Source organism: Gelidibacter salicanalis (assembly GCF_016469035.1).
GTDB classification, from domain to species: domain Bacteria; phylum Bacteroidota; class Bacteroidia; order Flavobacteriales; family Flavobacteriaceae; genus Gelidibacter; species Gelidibacter salicanalis_A.
This window is the reverse complement of sequence record NZ_JAEHJZ010000036.1, coordinates 65,985-84,403: the sequence shown is the minus strand read 5'-3', so window position 1 is coordinate 84,403 and position 18,419 is coordinate 65,985. Positions and strand designations below refer to the sequence as shown.

The 18,419-nt window shown below is 37.8% G+C and carries 16 protein-coding genes, 1 pseudogene and 1 riboswitch; of the genes and pseudogenes, 16 read left to right on the top strand and 1 reads right to left on the bottom strand.

Going from position 1 to position 18,419, the window contains the following annotated elements:
• The first annotated feature begins 7 nt into the window (after positions 1-7).
• From JEM65_RS15240 to JEM65_RS15170, 15 genes are all read left to right on the top strand, one after another.
• Entirely contained in the window at positions 8-1,240 is a 1,233-nt protein-coding gene (locus JEM65_RS15240; protein WP_199601271.1) for a BACON domain-containing protein, read from the top strand.
• A gap of 16 nt (positions 1,241-1,256) precedes the next feature.
• The gene (locus JEM65_RS15235; RefSeq protein ID WP_199601269.1) at positions 1,257-3,236 is read left to right on the top strand and encodes a calcineurin-like phosphoesterase C-terminal domain-containing protein; all 1,980 of its coding nucleotides are present in this window, start codon (positions 1,257-1,259) and stop codon (positions 3,234-3,236) included.
• An 85-nt stretch (positions 3,237-3,321) separates the two neighbouring features.
• Entirely contained in the window at positions 3,322-4,116 is a 795-nt protein-coding gene (locus JEM65_RS15230) for a glycerophosphodiester phosphodiesterase (RefSeq protein ID WP_233530677.1), read from the top strand.
• A 9-nt stretch (positions 4,117-4,125) separates the two neighbouring features.
• Positions 4,126-5,076, top strand: a complete 951-nt coding sequence (locus tag JEM65_RS15225; protein ID WP_199601267.1) for an HAD family hydrolase — start codon at positions 4,126-4,128, stop codon at positions 5,074-5,076.
• A gap of 172 nt (positions 5,077-5,248) precedes the next feature.
• Positions 5,249-6,811 carry a glycerol-3-phosphate dehydrogenase/oxidase gene (locus JEM65_RS15220; protein ID WP_199601265.1) on the top strand — a complete coding sequence of 521 codons (1,563 nt, stop codon included), beginning with the start codon at positions 5,249-5,251 and terminating at the stop codon, positions 6,809-6,811.
• A 65-nt stretch (positions 6,812-6,876) separates the two neighbouring features.
• Positions 6,877-8,373, top strand: a complete 1,497-nt coding sequence (gene glpK, locus JEM65_RS15215; RefSeq protein ID WP_199601263.1) for a glycerol kinase GlpK — start codon at positions 6,877-6,879, stop codon at positions 8,371-8,373.
• Between the two features lie 94 nt (positions 8,374-8,467).
• Positions 8,468-9,196, top strand: a complete 729-nt coding sequence (locus tag JEM65_RS15210) for an MIP/aquaporin family protein (protein WP_199601261.1) — start codon at positions 8,468-8,470, stop codon at positions 9,194-9,196.
• A gap of 454 nt (positions 9,197-9,650) precedes the next feature.
• Positions 9,651-9,747: riboswitch (TPP riboswitch) on the top strand.
• Between the two features lie 119 nt (positions 9,748-9,866).
• Positions 9,867-10,070, top strand: a complete 204-nt coding sequence (thiS, locus tag JEM65_RS15205) for a sulfur carrier protein ThiS (protein ID WP_199601259.1) — start codon at positions 9,867-9,869, stop codon at positions 10,068-10,070.
• A 44-nt stretch (positions 10,071-10,114) separates the two neighbouring features.
• Complete coding sequence (gene thiC / locus JEM65_RS15200) at positions 10,115-11,974, top strand: phosphomethylpyrimidine synthase ThiC (RefSeq protein WP_199601257.1); 1,860 nt, start codon at positions 10,115-10,117, stop codon at positions 11,972-11,974.
• A gap of 156 nt (positions 11,975-12,130) precedes the next feature.
• On the top strand, positions 12,131-12,715 hold the full coding sequence (locus JEM65_RS15195) for a thiamine phosphate synthase (protein ID WP_199601255.1): 585 nt from the start codon (positions 12,131-12,133) through the stop codon (positions 12,713-12,715).
• Positions 12,712-13,476: a hydroxymethylpyrimidine/phosphomethylpyrimidine kinase gene (locus tag JEM65_RS15190; RefSeq protein ID WP_199601253.1), complete on the top strand. Its 765-nt coding sequence runs from the start codon at positions 12,712-12,714 to the stop codon at positions 13,474-13,476. The genes JEM65_RS15195 and JEM65_RS15190 overlap by 4 nt, the downstream gene beginning before the upstream one ends.
• On the top strand, positions 13,473-14,126 hold the full coding sequence (thiE, locus tag JEM65_RS15185) for a thiamine phosphate synthase (RefSeq protein WP_199601251.1): 654 nt from the start codon (positions 13,473-13,475) through the stop codon (positions 14,124-14,126). Before JEM65_RS15190 ends, thiE begins: the two co-directional genes overlap by 4 nt.
• Positions 14,123-14,896 carry a thiazole synthase gene (locus tag JEM65_RS15180; protein ID WP_233530686.1) on the top strand — a complete coding sequence of 258 codons (774 nt, stop codon included), beginning with the start codon at positions 14,123-14,125 and terminating at the stop codon, positions 14,894-14,896. The genes thiE and JEM65_RS15180 overlap by 4 nt, the downstream gene beginning before the upstream one ends.
• Positions 14,889-16,010: a 2-iminoacetate synthase ThiH gene (thiH, locus tag JEM65_RS15175; protein ID WP_199601249.1), complete on the top strand. Its 1,122-nt coding sequence runs from the start codon at positions 14,889-14,891 to the stop codon at positions 16,008-16,010. The genes JEM65_RS15180 and thiH overlap by 8 nt, the downstream gene beginning before the upstream one ends.
• Before the next feature lies 1 nt (position 16,011).
• Positions 16,012-17,079: a ThiF family adenylyltransferase gene (locus JEM65_RS15170; RefSeq protein WP_199601247.1), complete on the top strand. Its 1,068-nt coding sequence runs from the start codon at positions 16,012-16,014 to the stop codon at positions 17,077-17,079.
• Positions 17,080-17,211: 132 nt separating this feature from the next.
• On the opposite strand, the pseudogene JEM65_RS15165 reads toward JEM65_RS15170, so the two are convergent.
• Positions 17,212-17,605: pseudogene (locus tag JEM65_RS15165) on the bottom strand (ribonucleoside-diphosphate reductase subunit alpha); the annotation flags it as partial.
• A 70-nt stretch (positions 17,606-17,675) separates the two neighbouring features.
• Here JEM65_RS15165 and JEM65_RS15160 point away from each other — a divergent pair.
• Positions 17,676-17,876, top strand: a complete 201-nt coding sequence (locus JEM65_RS15160) for a hypothetical protein (protein WP_199601245.1) — start codon at positions 17,676-17,678, stop codon at positions 17,874-17,876.
• Positions 17,877-18,419 lie beyond the last annotated feature (543 nt).

Here is an 18,419-nt window from a genome sequence, read left to right as displayed (position 1 = left end):
AAATATTATGAACACAAAAATTATTTTAAATATAAAATCAGTAAGACTGGTATTTGCATCTCTCTTATGTCTATGCGCTCTTGTATTTATATCTTGTAGTGACGATGATGACGTGATTGAAAGCGAATCGTATTTCAATATCGAAGAAAATCCAACTGGAATTGTAACAGACATTAAAGGAGTTTCTAAATCTTATACTGTACGTTCCAACGGTGCTTGGCAAATTGTGGCACAAGAAAATGTAGATTGGGTAAAGGTGTTTCCTTCAGAAGGTAAGGATGATGGGATTTTTAAATTTACAGTTAAGGAAAATACAACTTTTGATGCACGAAGTGTGAATTTTGCTTTCATAGTAGACGGAAAAGAACAGCCTATTCTCTTTCGTGTAGATCAAGAGGCAAATGTTCCTTTTATTATTCTACAAGATGCTGCGGATGGCATTTCAATTCCTTCGGCAGAGGGTAATGTCGCTATTCCTGTAAAAGCAAACGTTGATTGGAATTATACATTAGAAAACGGTGATTGGTTGAGCGAAGTTGAAGTCTCTGAAACTAAAATCGTACTTCTTGCTTCCAAAAACAGAGGTGATGAACGTAGCACTAAATTAATTATCAGTTCTGCAGGCTACCCTGATTTGACTAAAGAGGTTTTGATTACTCAATCTTCTGGAAATGTGATATTAGAAGAAAATTTTGATTGGTTAAACTACGGTAGTACCATATTTTATACGACTTCAGGAGAAACTAGAATGGATTCTTGGACAGCTGATGAGATGGCTAGAGGATGGAACAGTACTGTCAGTGAAGATGCGGGCAATCAAAAAGTAGTATATGCACGTACTGGGTTTCTTAAATTAGGTAAAACAGGTTATGGCGGCGATTTAATTTCACCGGCTCTCTCAGCCCTGACAGAACCTACCAATGTTAAGGTCACTTTTAAAGCGGTTCCTTATAAAACAAAGGGTGGTACAGAAGACGACAATAATTTGAAGGTAAGTGTGGTAGGGCCTGGGACTACGAGCGTTAACTCATTTACAGTTGATAATTGGCCAGATTATGATGAAGATCCTGATAGTACCGACATTTGGTTAAAGGAAGAAAGCACTTATGAGTTTATAATTATGGGTGCCACTGCTGAAACCCAATTGAGGTTTCTGGGAGGTGATTTTAATCTTGTGGGAGTTGGAAAAGGTAAGAATCGTATTTTTCTTGATGATATTAAAGTGAAAATCATAGAATAACAAAAAGATATCATAAATGGAGAATAGTAGAAGAAAATTTCTTAAGGTAGGCAGCCTCACTACATTTGCTGGAATAAGTGGTATGGCATTTACCAACTGTAGCAAAAATGGGGTTGATGACATTGACCAAAATATTGGTCTGAATATTTCAGAAGTTTCAATTCCCTCAAATATTGATGTCGTTGAAGGAGGTGCTGTAATTTTTAGTGGAAGAGGCTTTAAAATAGTAGATACTTTTAAATTTGTCTCAATTTCAGACGCTAGCATAACCTTTACCAGTGATGCCTCGGCCGTTTCTGATAAAGATGTAAGTTTCATTTTACCGGCAACATTTACTACCGGAAATTATAAGATTTCAGTCACTCGGGGCACCTTGAGCTTAGTGTTAGGATCCACCCTGTTTAACCTGATTGCAGATACTAATATTCCTGATATTGGTGGCATGACGGTAAAGGGGATGGTATTCTCTGATGGAGAAGGTATTGCAGGGGTAGTTGTTTCAGATGGGTATGAAGTTACGGTCACAGATGATAAAGGGATCTATTATCTTCCTTCCCTTAAAAAAACGGGATTTGTATTTATTTCAATTCCTGGTAACTATGAGGCAACCACCGTTGGAAATATACCCCAATTCTTTAAGCGCTTAAGTAATAGCGTAAGCACCGTTGAACAAAAAGATTTTTCTTTGATTAAGGTCGATAATGAGAAGCACGTGGTTATACCTATGGCTGATTGGCACTTGGCCAATCGCAACAATGATATTGATCAATATACCGGTAAGGTTCTTCCAGATGTCAATGCAAGTATTGATAAATATTCCGCAGATGGCACCAAAGTGTATGTACTGACCTTAGGTGATATGACTTGGGATACCTATTGGTACAATAATAATTTTGCCCTGAAAGAGTATGTACCGTATATGAATATGCTCAATTGTCCTGTTTTTAATTTAATAGGGAACCATGATTATGACCCTTATTTTGCCAATGATTGGGAAGCTGAAAATGAATACAGGGAAGTTCTTGGGCCAACGTATTATTCGTTCAATTTAGGTAAGATCCATTATGTTGTGCTGGATAATGTTGAATATATAAATACGGGGGGCTCCCCAGGAACTGTTGGCAGTCGTAATTATAATTATTCCATTGATTCTGAACAGATCAAATGGTTAAAAAAAGATCTTGCAGCCATAACAGACAAAGGTACCCCTGTTGTAGTGGCGATGCATGTCCCATTATATAGTAAGCCAACCCTTGATGTAAATGGTAATCAGATTAATAAAGTTAACCTGGACAATGGAAGTGCTTTGATTGACGCCTTACATGATTTCTCTACAGTCCATGTATTGACCGGCCATGTCCATGTAAATTATAGAGTAGAGGAAGCGTCAAATTTAATGGAGCACAATACAGGGGCTATATGTGCGACTTGGTGGTGGACAGGTAAAAACGGTTATGCCGACAATCATATCTGTAAAGACGGTAGTCCCGGAGGTTATGGTGTTTGGAGAATGAATGGAAAAAATCTAGATTGGATCTATAAGGGAATTGGACATAATGAGGATTATCAATTTCGAACTTATGATTTGAATTCTGTACACATTACCGCTGCTAATTTTGCGCCTAAAGCTACAGATGCTGATTTGGCCCCCTATGTGGAATCTTATGGACAGCCAAATAATAACAATGAAGTTTTGATTAACGTTTGGGCCTTTGAAAAGAATTGGAAAATTGAAGTTAAAGAAAATGGGATAGAACTGTCAACTAAAAGGATAAATGCAAAAGATCCATTACATATTATTTCCTATGATGCGCTGCGTTTAAATGCTGGAGCAGTTCCAACCGAAGCTTTCGTAACTAATAAAACCCCACATATATTTAAGGTCACCGCTTCGGCACCCAATACTACATTGGAGATTAAAGTAACAGACCGTTTTGGCAATGTATTTCGTGAAAGCATGGTTCGACCAAAAGCTTTTACTTATGATATGATCTAATTATATAAGTTATCCTTGTTTGTGAGCATTTTTAGATCTTGATTGGCTCTATTACTGGCATCAAAATAATTTTAATAAAACACCTATGACAAGAACTATTTTATCTTTTAAAACCTATTCAAGAATGGCATTATTACTCGTTTTCTTAGTGATGCTTGCCAGTTGCAAAAGTGTTAATAATCCCGTTATTGCCCATAGGGGAGCATGGAAGGCCTCAGGCTTACCAGAAAACTCAATTGCTTCCCTTAAAAAAGCTATATCGCTAGGGTGTTATGGATCTGAATTTGATATCCATCTTTCAAAAGATGATATAATGGTTGTAAATCACGATAAGGACTTTATGGGGATTGATATTGAAACCTCCACTTATAGCGAGCTATTGGTTAAGGAACATACCAATGGTGAGAAGATACCTACCGTTAAAGCATATTTGGAGGAAGGCCTTAAACAAAAAAAGACCAAATTGATCTTGGAAATTAAAAAGGCCCCTGCTGGTTTGGAAAGAACATTGAAATTAACAGAAATGGCTGTGGATATGGTGAAAAGTTTAAACGCACAGTCAATGGTAGAATATATTTGCTTTAGCTATGAAGCTGGTCAATTGATAAAAAAACTAGACCCAAAAGCTAAGGTAGCATATCTTAATGGTGATAAAACCCCGGCCGAAGCTTTTTTGGTGGGTTACACAGGAATAGATTATAATTTTAAAACCTTCTTAAAAAATCCCCATTGGATAAAGGAAGCTCATGATTTGGGCATGACGGTCAACTATTGGACGGTAAATAAAGAAGAAGATATGAGGACTTTGTTGGACAACAAAGTAGATTATATTACCACCAACGAACCAGAATTGCTTTTTAAAATTTTAAACAAAAACTAAACTGTCATTATGAAATTTTTGACCAAGTGTAACAAATTATTACTGCTTCCATTTTTCTTATTATGTTTCGTATCCGCATATACACAATCTTATAAACCAATTGATAGTTGGCCATTAGATACCAACCAAAAAATTAAAAGCTTCTTAAATTCCACCTTAATTATCAAGGAGCGCAAAGTGGCTGTGTTGGATTGTGACGGTACATTGTTTGGACAAGCCCCCCATTATTTAGCTGATGAAGCCATGTACGCCTTTGCTAAAGACAGATATGCCAATGGAAATGATAGTATATCAAAAGCTAAAATGGCGATTATAAAAAATTTATCGGAAGGTGACAATGTGGGTACGAATTATGTCACCAATCGAATTAAGTTCTTTTCTGGCTTATCTCCAGATGAAATGGAAGCCGTTGGCAATTATTATTTTCATGAAATGTATCAGACAAAATTCTATCCTGAAATGCGTGAGCTTTTAGCTAATCTAGAAACATATGGGTTTGAAATTTGGGTATTAACCGCATCTCCAGAAGTTTTATATCAAAAATTTGTCAGTGAAAATTTAGGAATACCTGTTAATCGAATCATAGGTGTTAAATCTGTTATTAGCCATGGTAAGATAACCGATAACATGGTCTATCCAATTCCACAGGATTACGGTAAGGCAGAAGCAATACAAACCGTTATAAAGTCCCGTCCTTTATTTGTTGCAGGAAATAGCAGGGGCGATCTAGAAATGATGAACGAATCCGTTGGAATTAAAATGATTGTAAATCCTGATGACAGTAAAGTTGAAAAAGGGGAACATGCAGGAGCCATGGATGGATATACTGTTAAGAAATATTGGGACAAGTACGGAGGACTTACGGTGTACAGCAATGACATTCCAACAGGTGATTATGAATATATATCCCAAGAAAGACGTATAAAGCCTAATAAGAGTAATCCAAAAGTTAAGCCCTAAAACTTCACAATAAAAGAATTCTATGGACATTTTTTAAAATAAAAATTCTGACTCTTATATGATTTTAAGTAAGGATCAAAAGTCATGAAAATGAGATTTTTAGAAAAAAAATGGTCTTTAGGAACCCGTATTTTTAAATGAAAAGAAAGTAATAGTACTAAATACAAGCAAATTGTTCAGTAGAGAAACATTATTAAAACAAATAGTTGACAACCAAGATTGGGATGTTATTATCGTAGGTGGTGGTGCTACGGGTTTGGGCGTAGCATTGGACAGTGCGACTAGAGGGTTTAAAACACTTCTCTTGGAGCAATCCGATTTTGCAAAAGGTACATCCAGCAGAAGTACGAAACTGGTTCATGGTGGTGTACGTTATTTGGCTCAAGGTAATATTGACTTGGTCAAAGAAGCTCTGTATGAAAGAGGTTTGATGCTCAAAAACGCATCTCACCTCGTTAAAAATCAGTCGTTTATTATTCCAAACTATAATTGGTGGGACACCATTCTTTACACGGTAGGTCTGAAAATTTATGATTTGTTAGCGGGTAAGTTGAGTTTTGGCTCCTCCATCCGTATTTCAAAAAAGAAAACTTCCAAACGGCTTTCTACCATCCAAACCAATCATCTTAAAGGCGGGGTGGTCTACCACGATGGTCAATTTGACGATGCCCGATTGGCAGTCAACATTGCCCAAACCTGCATTGAGCAGGGGGCGACGGCTTTAAATCATTTTAAGGTTTGCAAATTGCTAAAAAACAAAGAGGGAAAAGTGAGTGGGGTCATGGCAAGAGATGCAGATGGTGGTGTTGATTATCAACTCAATGCTAAAGTGGTCATTAATGCCACTGGCGTATTTACCGATGAGATCCTTCAGATGGATAAATCAGATGCGAAAAATACGGTCAGGCCAAGCCAAGGCATTCATTTGGTGTTGGATCGCTCTTTTTTGCCTGGTGAAGATGCCATTATGATCCCTAAAACGACCGATGGTCGGGTGCTTTTTTTAGTGCCTTGGCATAATCGCGTCGTGGTGGGAACGACAGATACCTTATTGGACAGTCACAGTTTGGAGCCAAAGCCCTTGGAAAAGGAGATTGATTTTATTTTGGAAACGGCGAATGCATATTTGAATAAAACGGTTTCAAGAAGTGATGTCCTGAGCATATTTGCCGGATTGCGTCCCTTGGCAGCTCCAAAGGACGCTTCAGAAAAAACAAAGGAAATTTCAAGGAGCCACAAGGTCATAGTATCCGACTCTGGGTTGATGACGATCACTGGCGGTAAGTGGACTACGTATAGAAGAATGGCGCAAGACACCATGAATAAGGCAATATCATTGGGAAAATTACCCCATAAAGATTGTCGGACGAAACATCTGGCTATTCACGGAGCCGATGGTTCAGCTGATGATTCAGACCATCTTTATATATATGGTACTGATCAAAAAGCCATTGAACAACTGATATCAACATCTCCAGAATTGGGTGAAAAATTACACCCACGGTTAGAATTTTTAAAGGCGGAGGTGGTCTGGGCCGTTACTAATGAAATGGCGCGAACGGTTGAAGATGTCCTAGCACGACGCGTACGAATTTTATTTTTGGATGCTAAGGCAGCCCAAGAGGTCGCGCCCTATGTGGCTGAAGTTTTATCACAGTATTTAGGTAAAGCTGACGGATGGAAGGAAGCACAGATAGAAGAATTTAGGCAATTGGCAAATCAATATATACTATAGTTGATATCATTCTTAAGTATTTGGGAATGTTCTAAATCTATTTATAAACTTAAAAACAATTTAATATGGCGGAATACATACTTGCTTTAGACCAAGGTACAACAAGCTCCAGAGCTATCATCTTTAATAAAAAGGGTGCGATAATTTCAATTGCTCAAAAGGAATTTACCCAATATTTTCCCAAGCCAGGTTGGGTAGAACATGATCCATTGGAAATTTGGTCCACACAAACAGGCGTTGCGGCAGAAGCAATTGCAAAAAAAGGTTTAAACATAGAGAATATTGCGGCCATCGGAATAACCAATCAGCGTGAGACCGTTGTGGTTTGGAATAAAAAAACTGGAAAACCTATATATAATGCTATCGTTTGGCAGGATAAAAGAACCTCCGGTTATTGCGATGATCTGAAGAAACAAGGTAAGAACGATCTCATTAGAGAAAAGACGGGGCTTGTTATTGATTCCTATTTTTCTGGTACAAAAGTGAAGTGGATCTTGGATAATGTGAAAGGTGCAAGGGAAAGTGCGGAAGCGGGAGATCTCATTTTAGGAACCATTGATTCTTGGTTGGTATGGAATTTTACCAAGGGAGAAAAGCACATTACGGACGTTACCAATGCATCCAGAACAATGCTTTTCAATATTAATACTATGGACTGGGATGATGAACTGTTGGAACTGTTGAGCGTTCCAAGAAGTATGTTGCCTGAGGTAAAGGCATCCAGTGAAGTTTATGGACATACCAATTCTACATTTTATGATGCGAAAATTCCGATAGCAGGAATTGCAGGAGACCAACAATCAGCTTTATTTGGTCAAATGTGTACTAAACCTGGAATGGTGAAGAATACTTACGGCACGGGTTGTTTTATGCTCATGAATATTGGCGATAAACCAGTCGTATCCAAGAACAATCTCTTGACAACTGTAGCATGGAAAATTAATGATAAAACCACATATGCCTTTGAAGGCAGTATATTTATTGCTGGTGCCGTGGTACAATGGCTTCGTGATAGTCTGAAAATCATCAGGACTTCTTCTGATGTTGAAAAATTGGCAAGTTCAGTTGAAAGCTCAGAGGGCGTGTATTTTGTTCCTGCTTTTGCCGGTCTTGGTGCACCACATTGGAACCAACACGCCCAGGGAACAATTTTTGGCTTGACCAGAGGCAGTACAGATGCACATATTGCACGTGCGGCGTTGGAATCTATTGCCTATCAAGTTATGGACATCCTAAAAGCTATGGAAGCAGATTCAGGAATTTCCATAAAGGAGCTTCGGGTAGATGGTGGTGCAACCATCAATGATATGTTGATGCAGTTTCAGGCCGATGTACTTAATACAGAAACTGTCCGTCCAAAAATTGTCGAAACCACAGCCATGGGGGCGGCGTTTTTAGCTGGATTGGCCGTAGGTTATTGGGAGAACCCGGAAGAAATTCAACAAATTTGGCAGACCGACCAACGTTTTAAACCTAAAGAAAAGAGAGATGACATAGAGAAAGATATCAAGGGCTGGTATCGGGCCATTGATGCTTTGGAATATTGGACGAAGGAAAAATAACCTAAATTGTTAGTTGGGAAATTGATGATTCTTTTAATCAAAAAACAACTTTCCCGTGATGGACATTAATAATCAATACTAAGTAACATAAAGAATGACACCATTTATATCAGAAATTATAGGAACCGCTTTATTAATCCTTTTGGGAGGGGGCGTCGTTGCAAATGTTGTGTTAACTAAAACAATCGGAAACAACGGTGGGTGGATTGTTATAACCACTGGATGGGCATTGGCGGTTTATGTGGCCGTTGTGGTGGCATCACCTCACAGTGGAGCCCATTTAAACCCCGCCGTAAGTATAGGTCTGGCAGTTGCAGGTATATTTCCATGGGAAGATGTTCCTACCTATGTGTTGGCTCAAATGCTTGGCGCCATGATGGGCTCCGGAACCGTCTGGTTGGTCTATAGACATCATTTTATGGCCACAGAAGATCCACAGGCCAAAAAAGCGGTATTCTGCACTGCGCCAGCTATTAGAAATGTGTTTTCAAATTTTCTAAGTGAGGGCGTTGGTACTTTTGTATTGATATTTTCAGTTCTTTATTTTACCGATGCGTCAATTGCAGAGTCGGAAACTGTTATTGGACTGGGGTCTTTAGGTGCTTTGCCTGTAGCATTGGTGGTGTGGTCAATTGGTTTGTCATTAGGTGGTACAACGGGCTATGCCATCAATCCCGCTCGTGACTTGGGTCCAAGAATTATGCATGCCATCTTACCCATCCAAAATAAAGCTTCCAGTGACTGGACTTATTCATGGATTCCTGTTTTAGGACCTATTGCAGGTGCTTCTTTAGCTGCATTCTTGATGCTGGTTTTGTCTTAAGTTTTTGTTAGAACATTGTATTGAAAATAGCCTTTATTTTTTCGTAAGGGGCATTCATTTAATAGTTGGTAGCCATGCCATTTTTTACAAATTCTGAAGTTTTACTTTTGAATCATTCAAATAAAAATCTGATCCATTCCACTATAATGTGGTCTTAATAACCCTTATGATTGTTATGTTTTTCACCTTATTTGAAGAGGGAATGAGATGTAAAATTTCACTAAAATATTCTAACCTCTGATATTATTTTGGTATCTATAAGAAGTGAAATCTGAGCCTCCAGATCACATGTTTACATGGATAATCAGAAAATTCTTTGGAATTCTGCAACTCCAATGGGCTATTGACGAAATCAATTTAACAGCTCAAAAATCAATTCACCTTAATAGTCGGTCCCTGATAAAAAAAAATCATTAAAAGTGGGACAGGAACAAATATTTTAATAAGTTTGTCCTGTAAACTTTAGGGGTGTTCTAAATATTTGGAACTGAGAAAGACCCTTTGAACCTGATCCGGTTAGTACCAGCGAAGGGAAAAGTAACAAAACACACTCCTAATTGTGTGGACCTGCTTTTTATAATTGTACGCCATCTAAGGCTGTACTTTCATTTCAAATTGATCCTTTCTCAAACCTTTTAATTTTTACAGCATATTTAAAATATACTGTACTATGATCAAATTACGGGTTAACGAGAAATCTATAGAAGTCAACAACGATTTCAACATCCTTCAATTACTTAATCAAATAAACTCACCTCAAGATGGTATTGCCGTCGCAGTTAATAATACCATTGTTGTAAAAAATTCATGGGAATCTAAAACATTGTTAGAAAATGACACTGTTTTGATAATTCAAGCTACTCAAGGTGGGTAATACCTTCATTCAATACAAACAGATTCACTTAATATCATTCCATTATGAAAAATAAGGACACCGCACCAAAACAAGGAACAATTACAAGACAGTCTTTTCCAAATTCTAAAAAAATCTACGTACCAGGTAAAATGCACCCGAACATCAAAGTTGGAATGCGTGAAATATCTTTGAGTGATACAAAAGATTCTTTAACAGGAAAAATGACTTCCAATGAATCGATAACCGTATATGACACCTCCGGCCCATATACAGACCCTAACAAGGATATCGATATACATCAGGGTATTGAAAGAATCCGCGAGCCATGGATTTTAGATAGAGATAATGTAGAAGAATTAGAGGAGTTTTCTTCAGACTATTCTAAGCAGCGTTTAAACAACAAAGACTTGGACCATATGCGTTTTTCATTGTTGAAAAAACCACTACGCGCAAAAGAGGGGCAAAATGTAACACAGCTACATTATGCCAAAAAAGGAATTATTACACCAGAAATGGAATATATCGCTATTCGTGAAAATCAACGAATTGATGAAATGACTGAAATTAGAAAGCAGCACAAAGGAGAACACTTTGGTGCCTCTATTCCAGCTAAAATCACTGCAGAATTTGTGCGAGATGAAGTTGCCAGAGGTCGTGCCGTCATTCCATCCAATATCAATCATCCAGAGGCTGAACCAATGATTTTGGGACGAAATTTTTTGGTGAAAATTAACGCTAATATCGGTAATTCTGCTACGACATCCTCCATTGAAGAAGAAGTTGAAAAGGCAGTTTGGGCCTGTCGATGGGGAGCAGACAATATTATGGACTTGTCCACCGGTCAAAACATCCATGAAACCCGAGAGTGGATTATCCGTAATTCTCCGGTACCCGTGGGAACGGTGCCAATTTATCAGGCCTTGGAAAAAGTAAATGGCATTGCTGAAGATTTAACATGGGAAATTTTTCGCGACACTTTGATTGAGCAAGCGGAACAAGGCGTTGATTATTTTACAATCCATGCCGGCGTACTGTTGCGTTATGTGCCTATGACCGCCAATCGGGTCACAGGAATCGTTTCTAGAGGAGGTTCTATAATGGCAAAATGGTGTTTGGCGCACCATAAGGAAAGTTTCCTATACACCCATTTCGAGGATATTTGCGAAATATTAAAAAAATACGATGTTGCGTTCTCATTAGGTGATGGCTTACGTCCTGGTTCTATTGCCGATGCCAATGATGAAGCCCAGTTTGCCGAATTGGAAACTTTGGGAGAATTAACAAAAATAGCGCGTAAACACGAGGTACAATGTTTTATTGAAGGACCGGGACACGTGCCCATGCATATGATCAAGGAAAATATGGAGAAGCAAATCGAAGTCTGTGACGAAGCGCCATTCTATACCTTGGGCCCATTAACTACCGATATTGCTCCCGGCTATGACCATATCACTTCTGGTATTGGTGCGGCCATGATTGGTTGGTTTGGCTGTGCCATGTTATGCTACGTTACTCCGAAGGAACATTTAGGATTGCCCAATAAGGAAGATGTACGGGTAGGGGTAATTACCTATAAAATAGCCGCGCACGCTGCTGATTTGGCAAAAGGTCATCCAGGGGCGCAGCATAGGGACAATGCGTTGAGTATGGCACGTTTTGAATTTCGATGGGAAGACCAATTTAATTTAGGTCTCGACCCTGAGCGCGCGCTGGAATATCACGATGAAACCTTACCTGCAGATGGTGCAAAATTAGCCCACTTTTGTTCGATGTGCGGCCCCAAATTCTGTTCCATGAAAATATCACATGAAGTAAGAAATTTTGCCGCTAATAATAACATTGTGGAAAATGAGGTCATCCAAAAAGGAATGGATCAAAAATCGCAAGAATTTAAAGATAAAGGTTCAGAGGTATATTTGTAATGATTTGGAAGTTCCCACGCTTAAAACTAGTTAAGGTCGGCGTTTCTTTAAAATCTTTTGCAGAAAAAGCAAAAGGTTGCCACTTCAACCCCTAACACAGAAGAGGCATAATATCAGACATATTTCAGTAACTTTTATAAAAAACAATAATCTATTATGATAATTCTAATAGCTCCAGAAAAGGATACCGCTCACGAAATAGAAATTCTACACCAATTATTTGAAGAGGGATTGGAATGGTACCATCTTAGAAAACCGTTTAAAAATTTCGATGAGCATGTGTCGTATTTAAATAAAATAGATAAGAAATACCATAACCGAATTGTCGTGCACAGTTTTCATGAATTAATAAATGCCTTCAATTTAAAGGGCATTCATTTTCAGGAACAAATGAGAATAGATAATATAGACAATCCAGGACGGTATTTTAAAAACTTGGAAATGTATGGTAAAACTATTAGCTCCTCCTTTCATGAACCGGAAGCTATAGAAGATTGCTATTTCGAGTTTGATTACCATCTATTAAGCCCCGTATTTTCATCGCTATCCAAACAAGGTTATAAAGGTCGTGGCTTTGATGTGAATCATATTGATAAAACCATCATCGGAATGGGCGGTGTAAGTTCAGGAAACATCGAATCTTTTAAAACTTTAGGTTATAAAGGTGTGGGTGTTTTAGGAGGGGTCTGGAACAGCGCTCATCCTGTGGAGGCTTTTAAAGACATAAAAAAACTATTTTGAGCAAACACAAATTCATACTAACCATTGCCGGGCATGATCCTAGCAGCGGTGCAGGGATTACTTCAGATATAAAAGCCTTTGAAGCTCATGGGCTTTATGGTCTGTCAGTATGTACCGCGATCACCGTTCAAAACGATATTAAATTTAAATCTTGTAGCTGGGTGACTACTGATACTGTTATGGCTCAAATTGACATCCTCTTTGAGCAATTTGAAATCCATGTTGTAAAAATCGGAATTATCGAATCTTGGCAAACTTTACTGCTTATTTTAGAAAAACTTCATGCCCTAAACCCTGAAATAAAAGTCGTTTTAGATCCCATTCTTACAGCAAGTGCGGGATTCGATTTTCATTCCAATGAAGAACAGAGTGTGCTGGATAATATTTGGCAACTTTGCTATATAATAACGCCTAATTATAATGAAATTCAGAATTTATATCCTGAAATGACCATTGAAGAAACACTTAACCACATCAGTAATTTGACAAATGTCTATCTAAAAGGTGGGCATAGGGCGGATAAAAAAGGATGGGATGAACTGTACCATAGTAGTATTGTGGTTGTCAATATTCCGCCTAATACAGCTGAGGTTTTTGAAAAACATGGAAGCGGTTGCGTCTTTTCCTCCGCTTTGGCCAGCAATATTACTTTAGAAATTGAATTGGAGGATGCTTGTAGAAATGCTAAACTTTATACAGAACAATTTTTGAATTCTCACACTTCGCTACTAGGGATACACCATAAAACAGTATTAACATGATATCAAAATTACAGTATATATCACAGGGCGATAGTCCAAAAGACCATTTGGATAATATTACAAATGCATGTAGATCAGGTGCCGACTGGGTGCAGTTGCGTCTAAAAAATTTGGAGTATGAAACGCTTCTAAAAACAGCAGAAAAAGCAAGAGAAATCACCAATCATTATCAAGCCCGATTCATTCTAAACGACCACTATAAAATAGCCAAAGTAGTAAATGCTGACGGCGTTCATTTGGGAAAAACAGATGCGTGCCCTATAGAGGCCAGAAAGCACTTATACAGTTGGCAACTCGTTGGAGGAACAGCAAATACCAGTCAAGATTGCAAGAAGCTTATAGGTAAAGACGTAGATTATATAGGATTGGGACCTTTTAGATTTACGAATACCAAACATAACTTAAGTCCTATTTTAGGCTTGAATGGCTATATAAACTTACTGCAATCTCTTAGGATCGAAATTCCCATTATAGCAATAGGAGGAATAACCCTAAATGATGTTTCTGTAATTATAAAAACCGGTGTTTATGGTATTGCGGTATCTCAAGAAATCACCCAAGATTTCAACCAAATTAAATCATTCCAGAAGCTTCTAGGAATTTCAAAACTACAAGAAGACCTATGGAATACAAATCAAAATTCAATATGAAAGATGTGCTAAAAATAGCCGATAAAACCTTCAATTCCAGATTATTTACTGGGACGGGTAAATTCAGTAGTTCGCAAGTAATGCAAGAGGCTATTGTTGCTTCTGAAAGCGAATTAGTTACGGTGGCCTTAAAAAGAGTAGAATTGGATAACGAGTCTGACAATATATTGGTGCACCTCAAAGAAAAACACATGAATGTGTTGCCAAATACATCCGGAGTAAGAACAGCCAAAGAAGCTGTCTTTGCTGCGCTATTGGCCAGAGAAGCCTTAGGAACACATTGGATAAAATTAGAAATTCATCCAGATCCTAAATATTTATTGCCAGATCCGATTGAAACATTAAAAGCAGCCGAAGAGTTGGTCAAGTTAGGTTTTGTTGTCATGCCTTATGTTCATGCAGATCCTGTGTTGTGCAAGCGTTTAGAAGATGTGGGAGCACAATGTGTTATGCCTTTAGGAGCTCCAATAGGCAGTAATAAAGGGATCATGACCAGCGATTTTTTAGAAATTATTATAGAGCAAAGTAATGTCCCTGTAATAATAGATGCTGGCATTGGAGCACCATCGCATGCAGCGTACGCTATGGAATTAGGTGCAGATGCAGTTTTGGTTAATACCGCTATTGCCGTCAGTCAAAATCCCATTCAAATGGCTATCGCTTTTAAATTAGCTGTACAAGCAGGTAGAATGGCTTACAAAGCAAAACTGGCCTCTAAAAAACAATATGCAGAAGCAAGCAGTCCTTTAACATCCTTTTTGAATGCGTAGTTTTAAAAATACTTTCGATTTATACGATTGGGATACCCTAGAACAAGACATTTATAATATTTCTTCAAATGATGTTCAGCGCGTATTAGGAAAAGAGAAGATCACATTGGAAGATTTTAAAGTGTTGATTTCTCCGGCCGCTAAACCATTTATTGAACAAATGGCACAGCGTAGTCAAGCGCTCACAAAAAAGCGTTTTGGAAATACCATCCAAATGTATCTCCCTATGTATCTTTCTAACGAATGTCAAAATATTTGTACCTACTGTGGATTTAGTATGACAAATAAAATAAGGAGAAAAACACTTTCTGATAAAGAAATTCTTAAGGAAGTAGCCCACATTAAACGCTTGGGTTATGATCATATACTTTTAGTTACGGGAGAAGCTAACAGTACAGTTGGTGTTTCATATTTAAAAAATGCCATTTGTTTAATTAGAGCACATTTTTCCAACATTAGTATTGAAGTACAACCTTTAGATCAAGACGACTATGAATCTCTTATCGAAGAAGGTCTGTACGGCGTATTGGTATATCAGGAAACATATCACAAAGCCACTTACAAAACACATCACCCGAAAGGGAAAAAATCAAATTTTGATTATAGGATGGACACTCCTGATCGCTTAGGGAAAGCTGGAGTCCATAAAATTGGAATAGGAGCGCTGTTTGGTTTGGAAGACTGGAGAGTTGATAGTTTTTATACCGCATTACATTTAAAATATTTACAGAAAACCTATTGGAAGACAAAATATTCCATCTCATTTCCAAGACTTCGTCCGCACGAGGGCAATGTGGAACCTAAAGTTGAAATGACAGATGCCGATTTGGTGCAATTAATTTGTGCTTACAGATTGTTAGATGAAGATGTAGAATTGTCCATGTCCACACGCGAAAGCGCCAACTTTAGAAACAATATCATCAATTTAGGGATTACATCAATAAGTGCGGAGTCTAAAACCAACCCTGGTGGTTACGCTGTTGCTCCAGAATCATTGGAACAGTTTGAGATTTGCGATGCACGCAGTACTGAGGAAATCAAACAAATGATACAATTCCAAGGTTATGAAGTTGTTTGGAAGGATTGGGATGAAACATTTTCAAAATCAGTTTAAAATGAATTTATCCGCAGAAGAACAGGAACAATACAGCAGACATTTACGTCTTGATGAGGTCGGAATAGCTGGGCAATTAAAATTAAAGCAAGCAAAGGTGTTGGTCATTGGCGCCGGCGGACTGAGTTGTCCTGTGCTACAATATTTGTCAGCAGCGGGCGTGGGTACGATTGGCATTGTAGACGATGACATTATTGAGCATTCCAATCTCCAGCGGCAAATACTCTACACTCATAAAGATCTTGGCAGGTATAAGGTAAAATCGGCTGTTGAACGCTTGCAAATGTTGAATCCGTATATCCAATATAATGCTTATCAAACAAGATTAACAAAAGACAATGCTCTTGAATTATTCGCAGACTACGATATTATTGTTGACGGAACGGACAACTTTCCTACACGTTACCTAATTAATGATGCCGCTGTATTACTTGGCAAACCAGTAGTCTTTGGATCTATTCATAAATTTGAAGGACAAGTATCCGTTTTTAACTTTAGAAATGGGGCAACCTACCGCTGCTTATATCCAACACCACCAAAAGATAACGAAGTTCCTAATTGCTCAGAAATTGGAGTATTAGGTGTCTTACCTGGCATTATCGGGAGTTTACAAGCCAATGAAGTCCTAAAAATAATCTTAGGTCTAGGAAAAATACTGTCAGGGCAACTATTGACTTTTGACGCGCTGTCCTTAAAGCAGACGCTGTTTTCTGTTGAAAAGAATATATCGATTAACATCACAACTTTGGAAGATGATTACCAAGCATTTTGTGGCATTCCCAAAGATATCGAAGAAATCAGTTATCAGAAATATGAAGAACACATATCAAGTTTTAATCTACTCGATGTGAGAACACAAACGGAGCGAGATGCATATTACATTAACAGCATTCATATTCCGTTGGATGAATTGTCCGAAAGATGCCATGAAATACCTGATAATAAGAACTTGTTGGTATGTTGTCAATCTGGAATCCGCAGCAAATTAGCGATTGGAATACTAAAAGAAAAGAGATTTGGGAGAGCACTTGTGAATTTAAAAGACGGATTAAAAAGTCGAAGCTCATGACTATAGAAAACAGAAAATCTGTTCTATTGCAGCGACTTTAATTGCCATAAAAAAAAGAACAGGTGCAAATTTGCTTTGACCTGTTCTTAAATGTATTTGGTAACTTATTATGTGCCTATTTCACAATAACTACTATGCTTCACAACTTGCACGGTCTTTTTTCTGAGCAAACTTTTCGGCAGCATTCATACTATGTTGGTAATAGAGAGATTTTAATCAGAGTTTCCAAGCGGTAACGTGAATTTTATTGATCTAATTGATCAATTTCGGAATAGGTTTTAAATACGTCTCTTTCGTTTTCTGTCAAGAACTCAAGATGCTGTACTGACCCATCATTGTCACGAATATCTCGCCAAACCTCAGGAGTGTTTTTTCCTTTTTCTTCCAGCAACTGTTCTAAATACGAGTTTTTTATGGTTGTTTTTATCTTGGCAATATCTTTTACATACACATTGGACCATATTGGTTCTATGCCTTGTGAAACCTGACCTAAAATAAAACCTGAGGATGTGGTTGGAGCAATTGCAGTATCTTTCCATGTATCAAAATGCAATAGGTTAACCGACGACAGAACACATACAAAAAATATCACTGAGGTGAAGCACACACTTGAGATGAATGCAAAAGGCAAAGGGATCTTAATTTGGACGTTTGCTGTACGGTCTTTACACAATGCATTAATTGAAGATGGATTTGATAAACTTGAAAACAATTTTTTAGAAAACCAAATATCTAGTAAATGGAGTTTGAGGGTGAAATTTGTCAGAAAACAGATGGCGAAAAAAAGAGGAAAATAATAAAGAAGTATACAAAATAGCTAAAAAATAACGTGGTACAATTACTAAGAATTCGGCTCGCTGATAGACAAGAGCTGCATATTGTGTTGACAAAGTCGGTGGAAAAAACCGCAAATAGGCATTTAGTGATATAAACCTTTATCCAACGATTCTATCAATTTTTACGATGGACAGACTTTTTGGCTTTTAAAAGACATTAGTTGCTGTATAGCATTACCGTTAAAGTGAGGGAAAGCCAGTAAGCGTGACAGCAAGAAAACCACCAATAATTATATGGATCAGGGTTGAAAAGGATGTGGCCTATGCGATTCCTGAATGGTGCTCATATTTGGATCAGAAAAGAAAACTGGGTTTGACTAATCGATTTAGAAAGCAAATTGATACATTAGGTCTGATAAATGAAGAGTTGGTCTTGAATTTAGTGCGAAATTGAAGACTTTTTTGATAATGTTTGTCAAAACCTAAAGAAGGCCCTTGGATGAATATAACGTTGACCGAATACATCAAGAAAAGAAATGGCGTATCTTTAGGAAGTCCAAAATC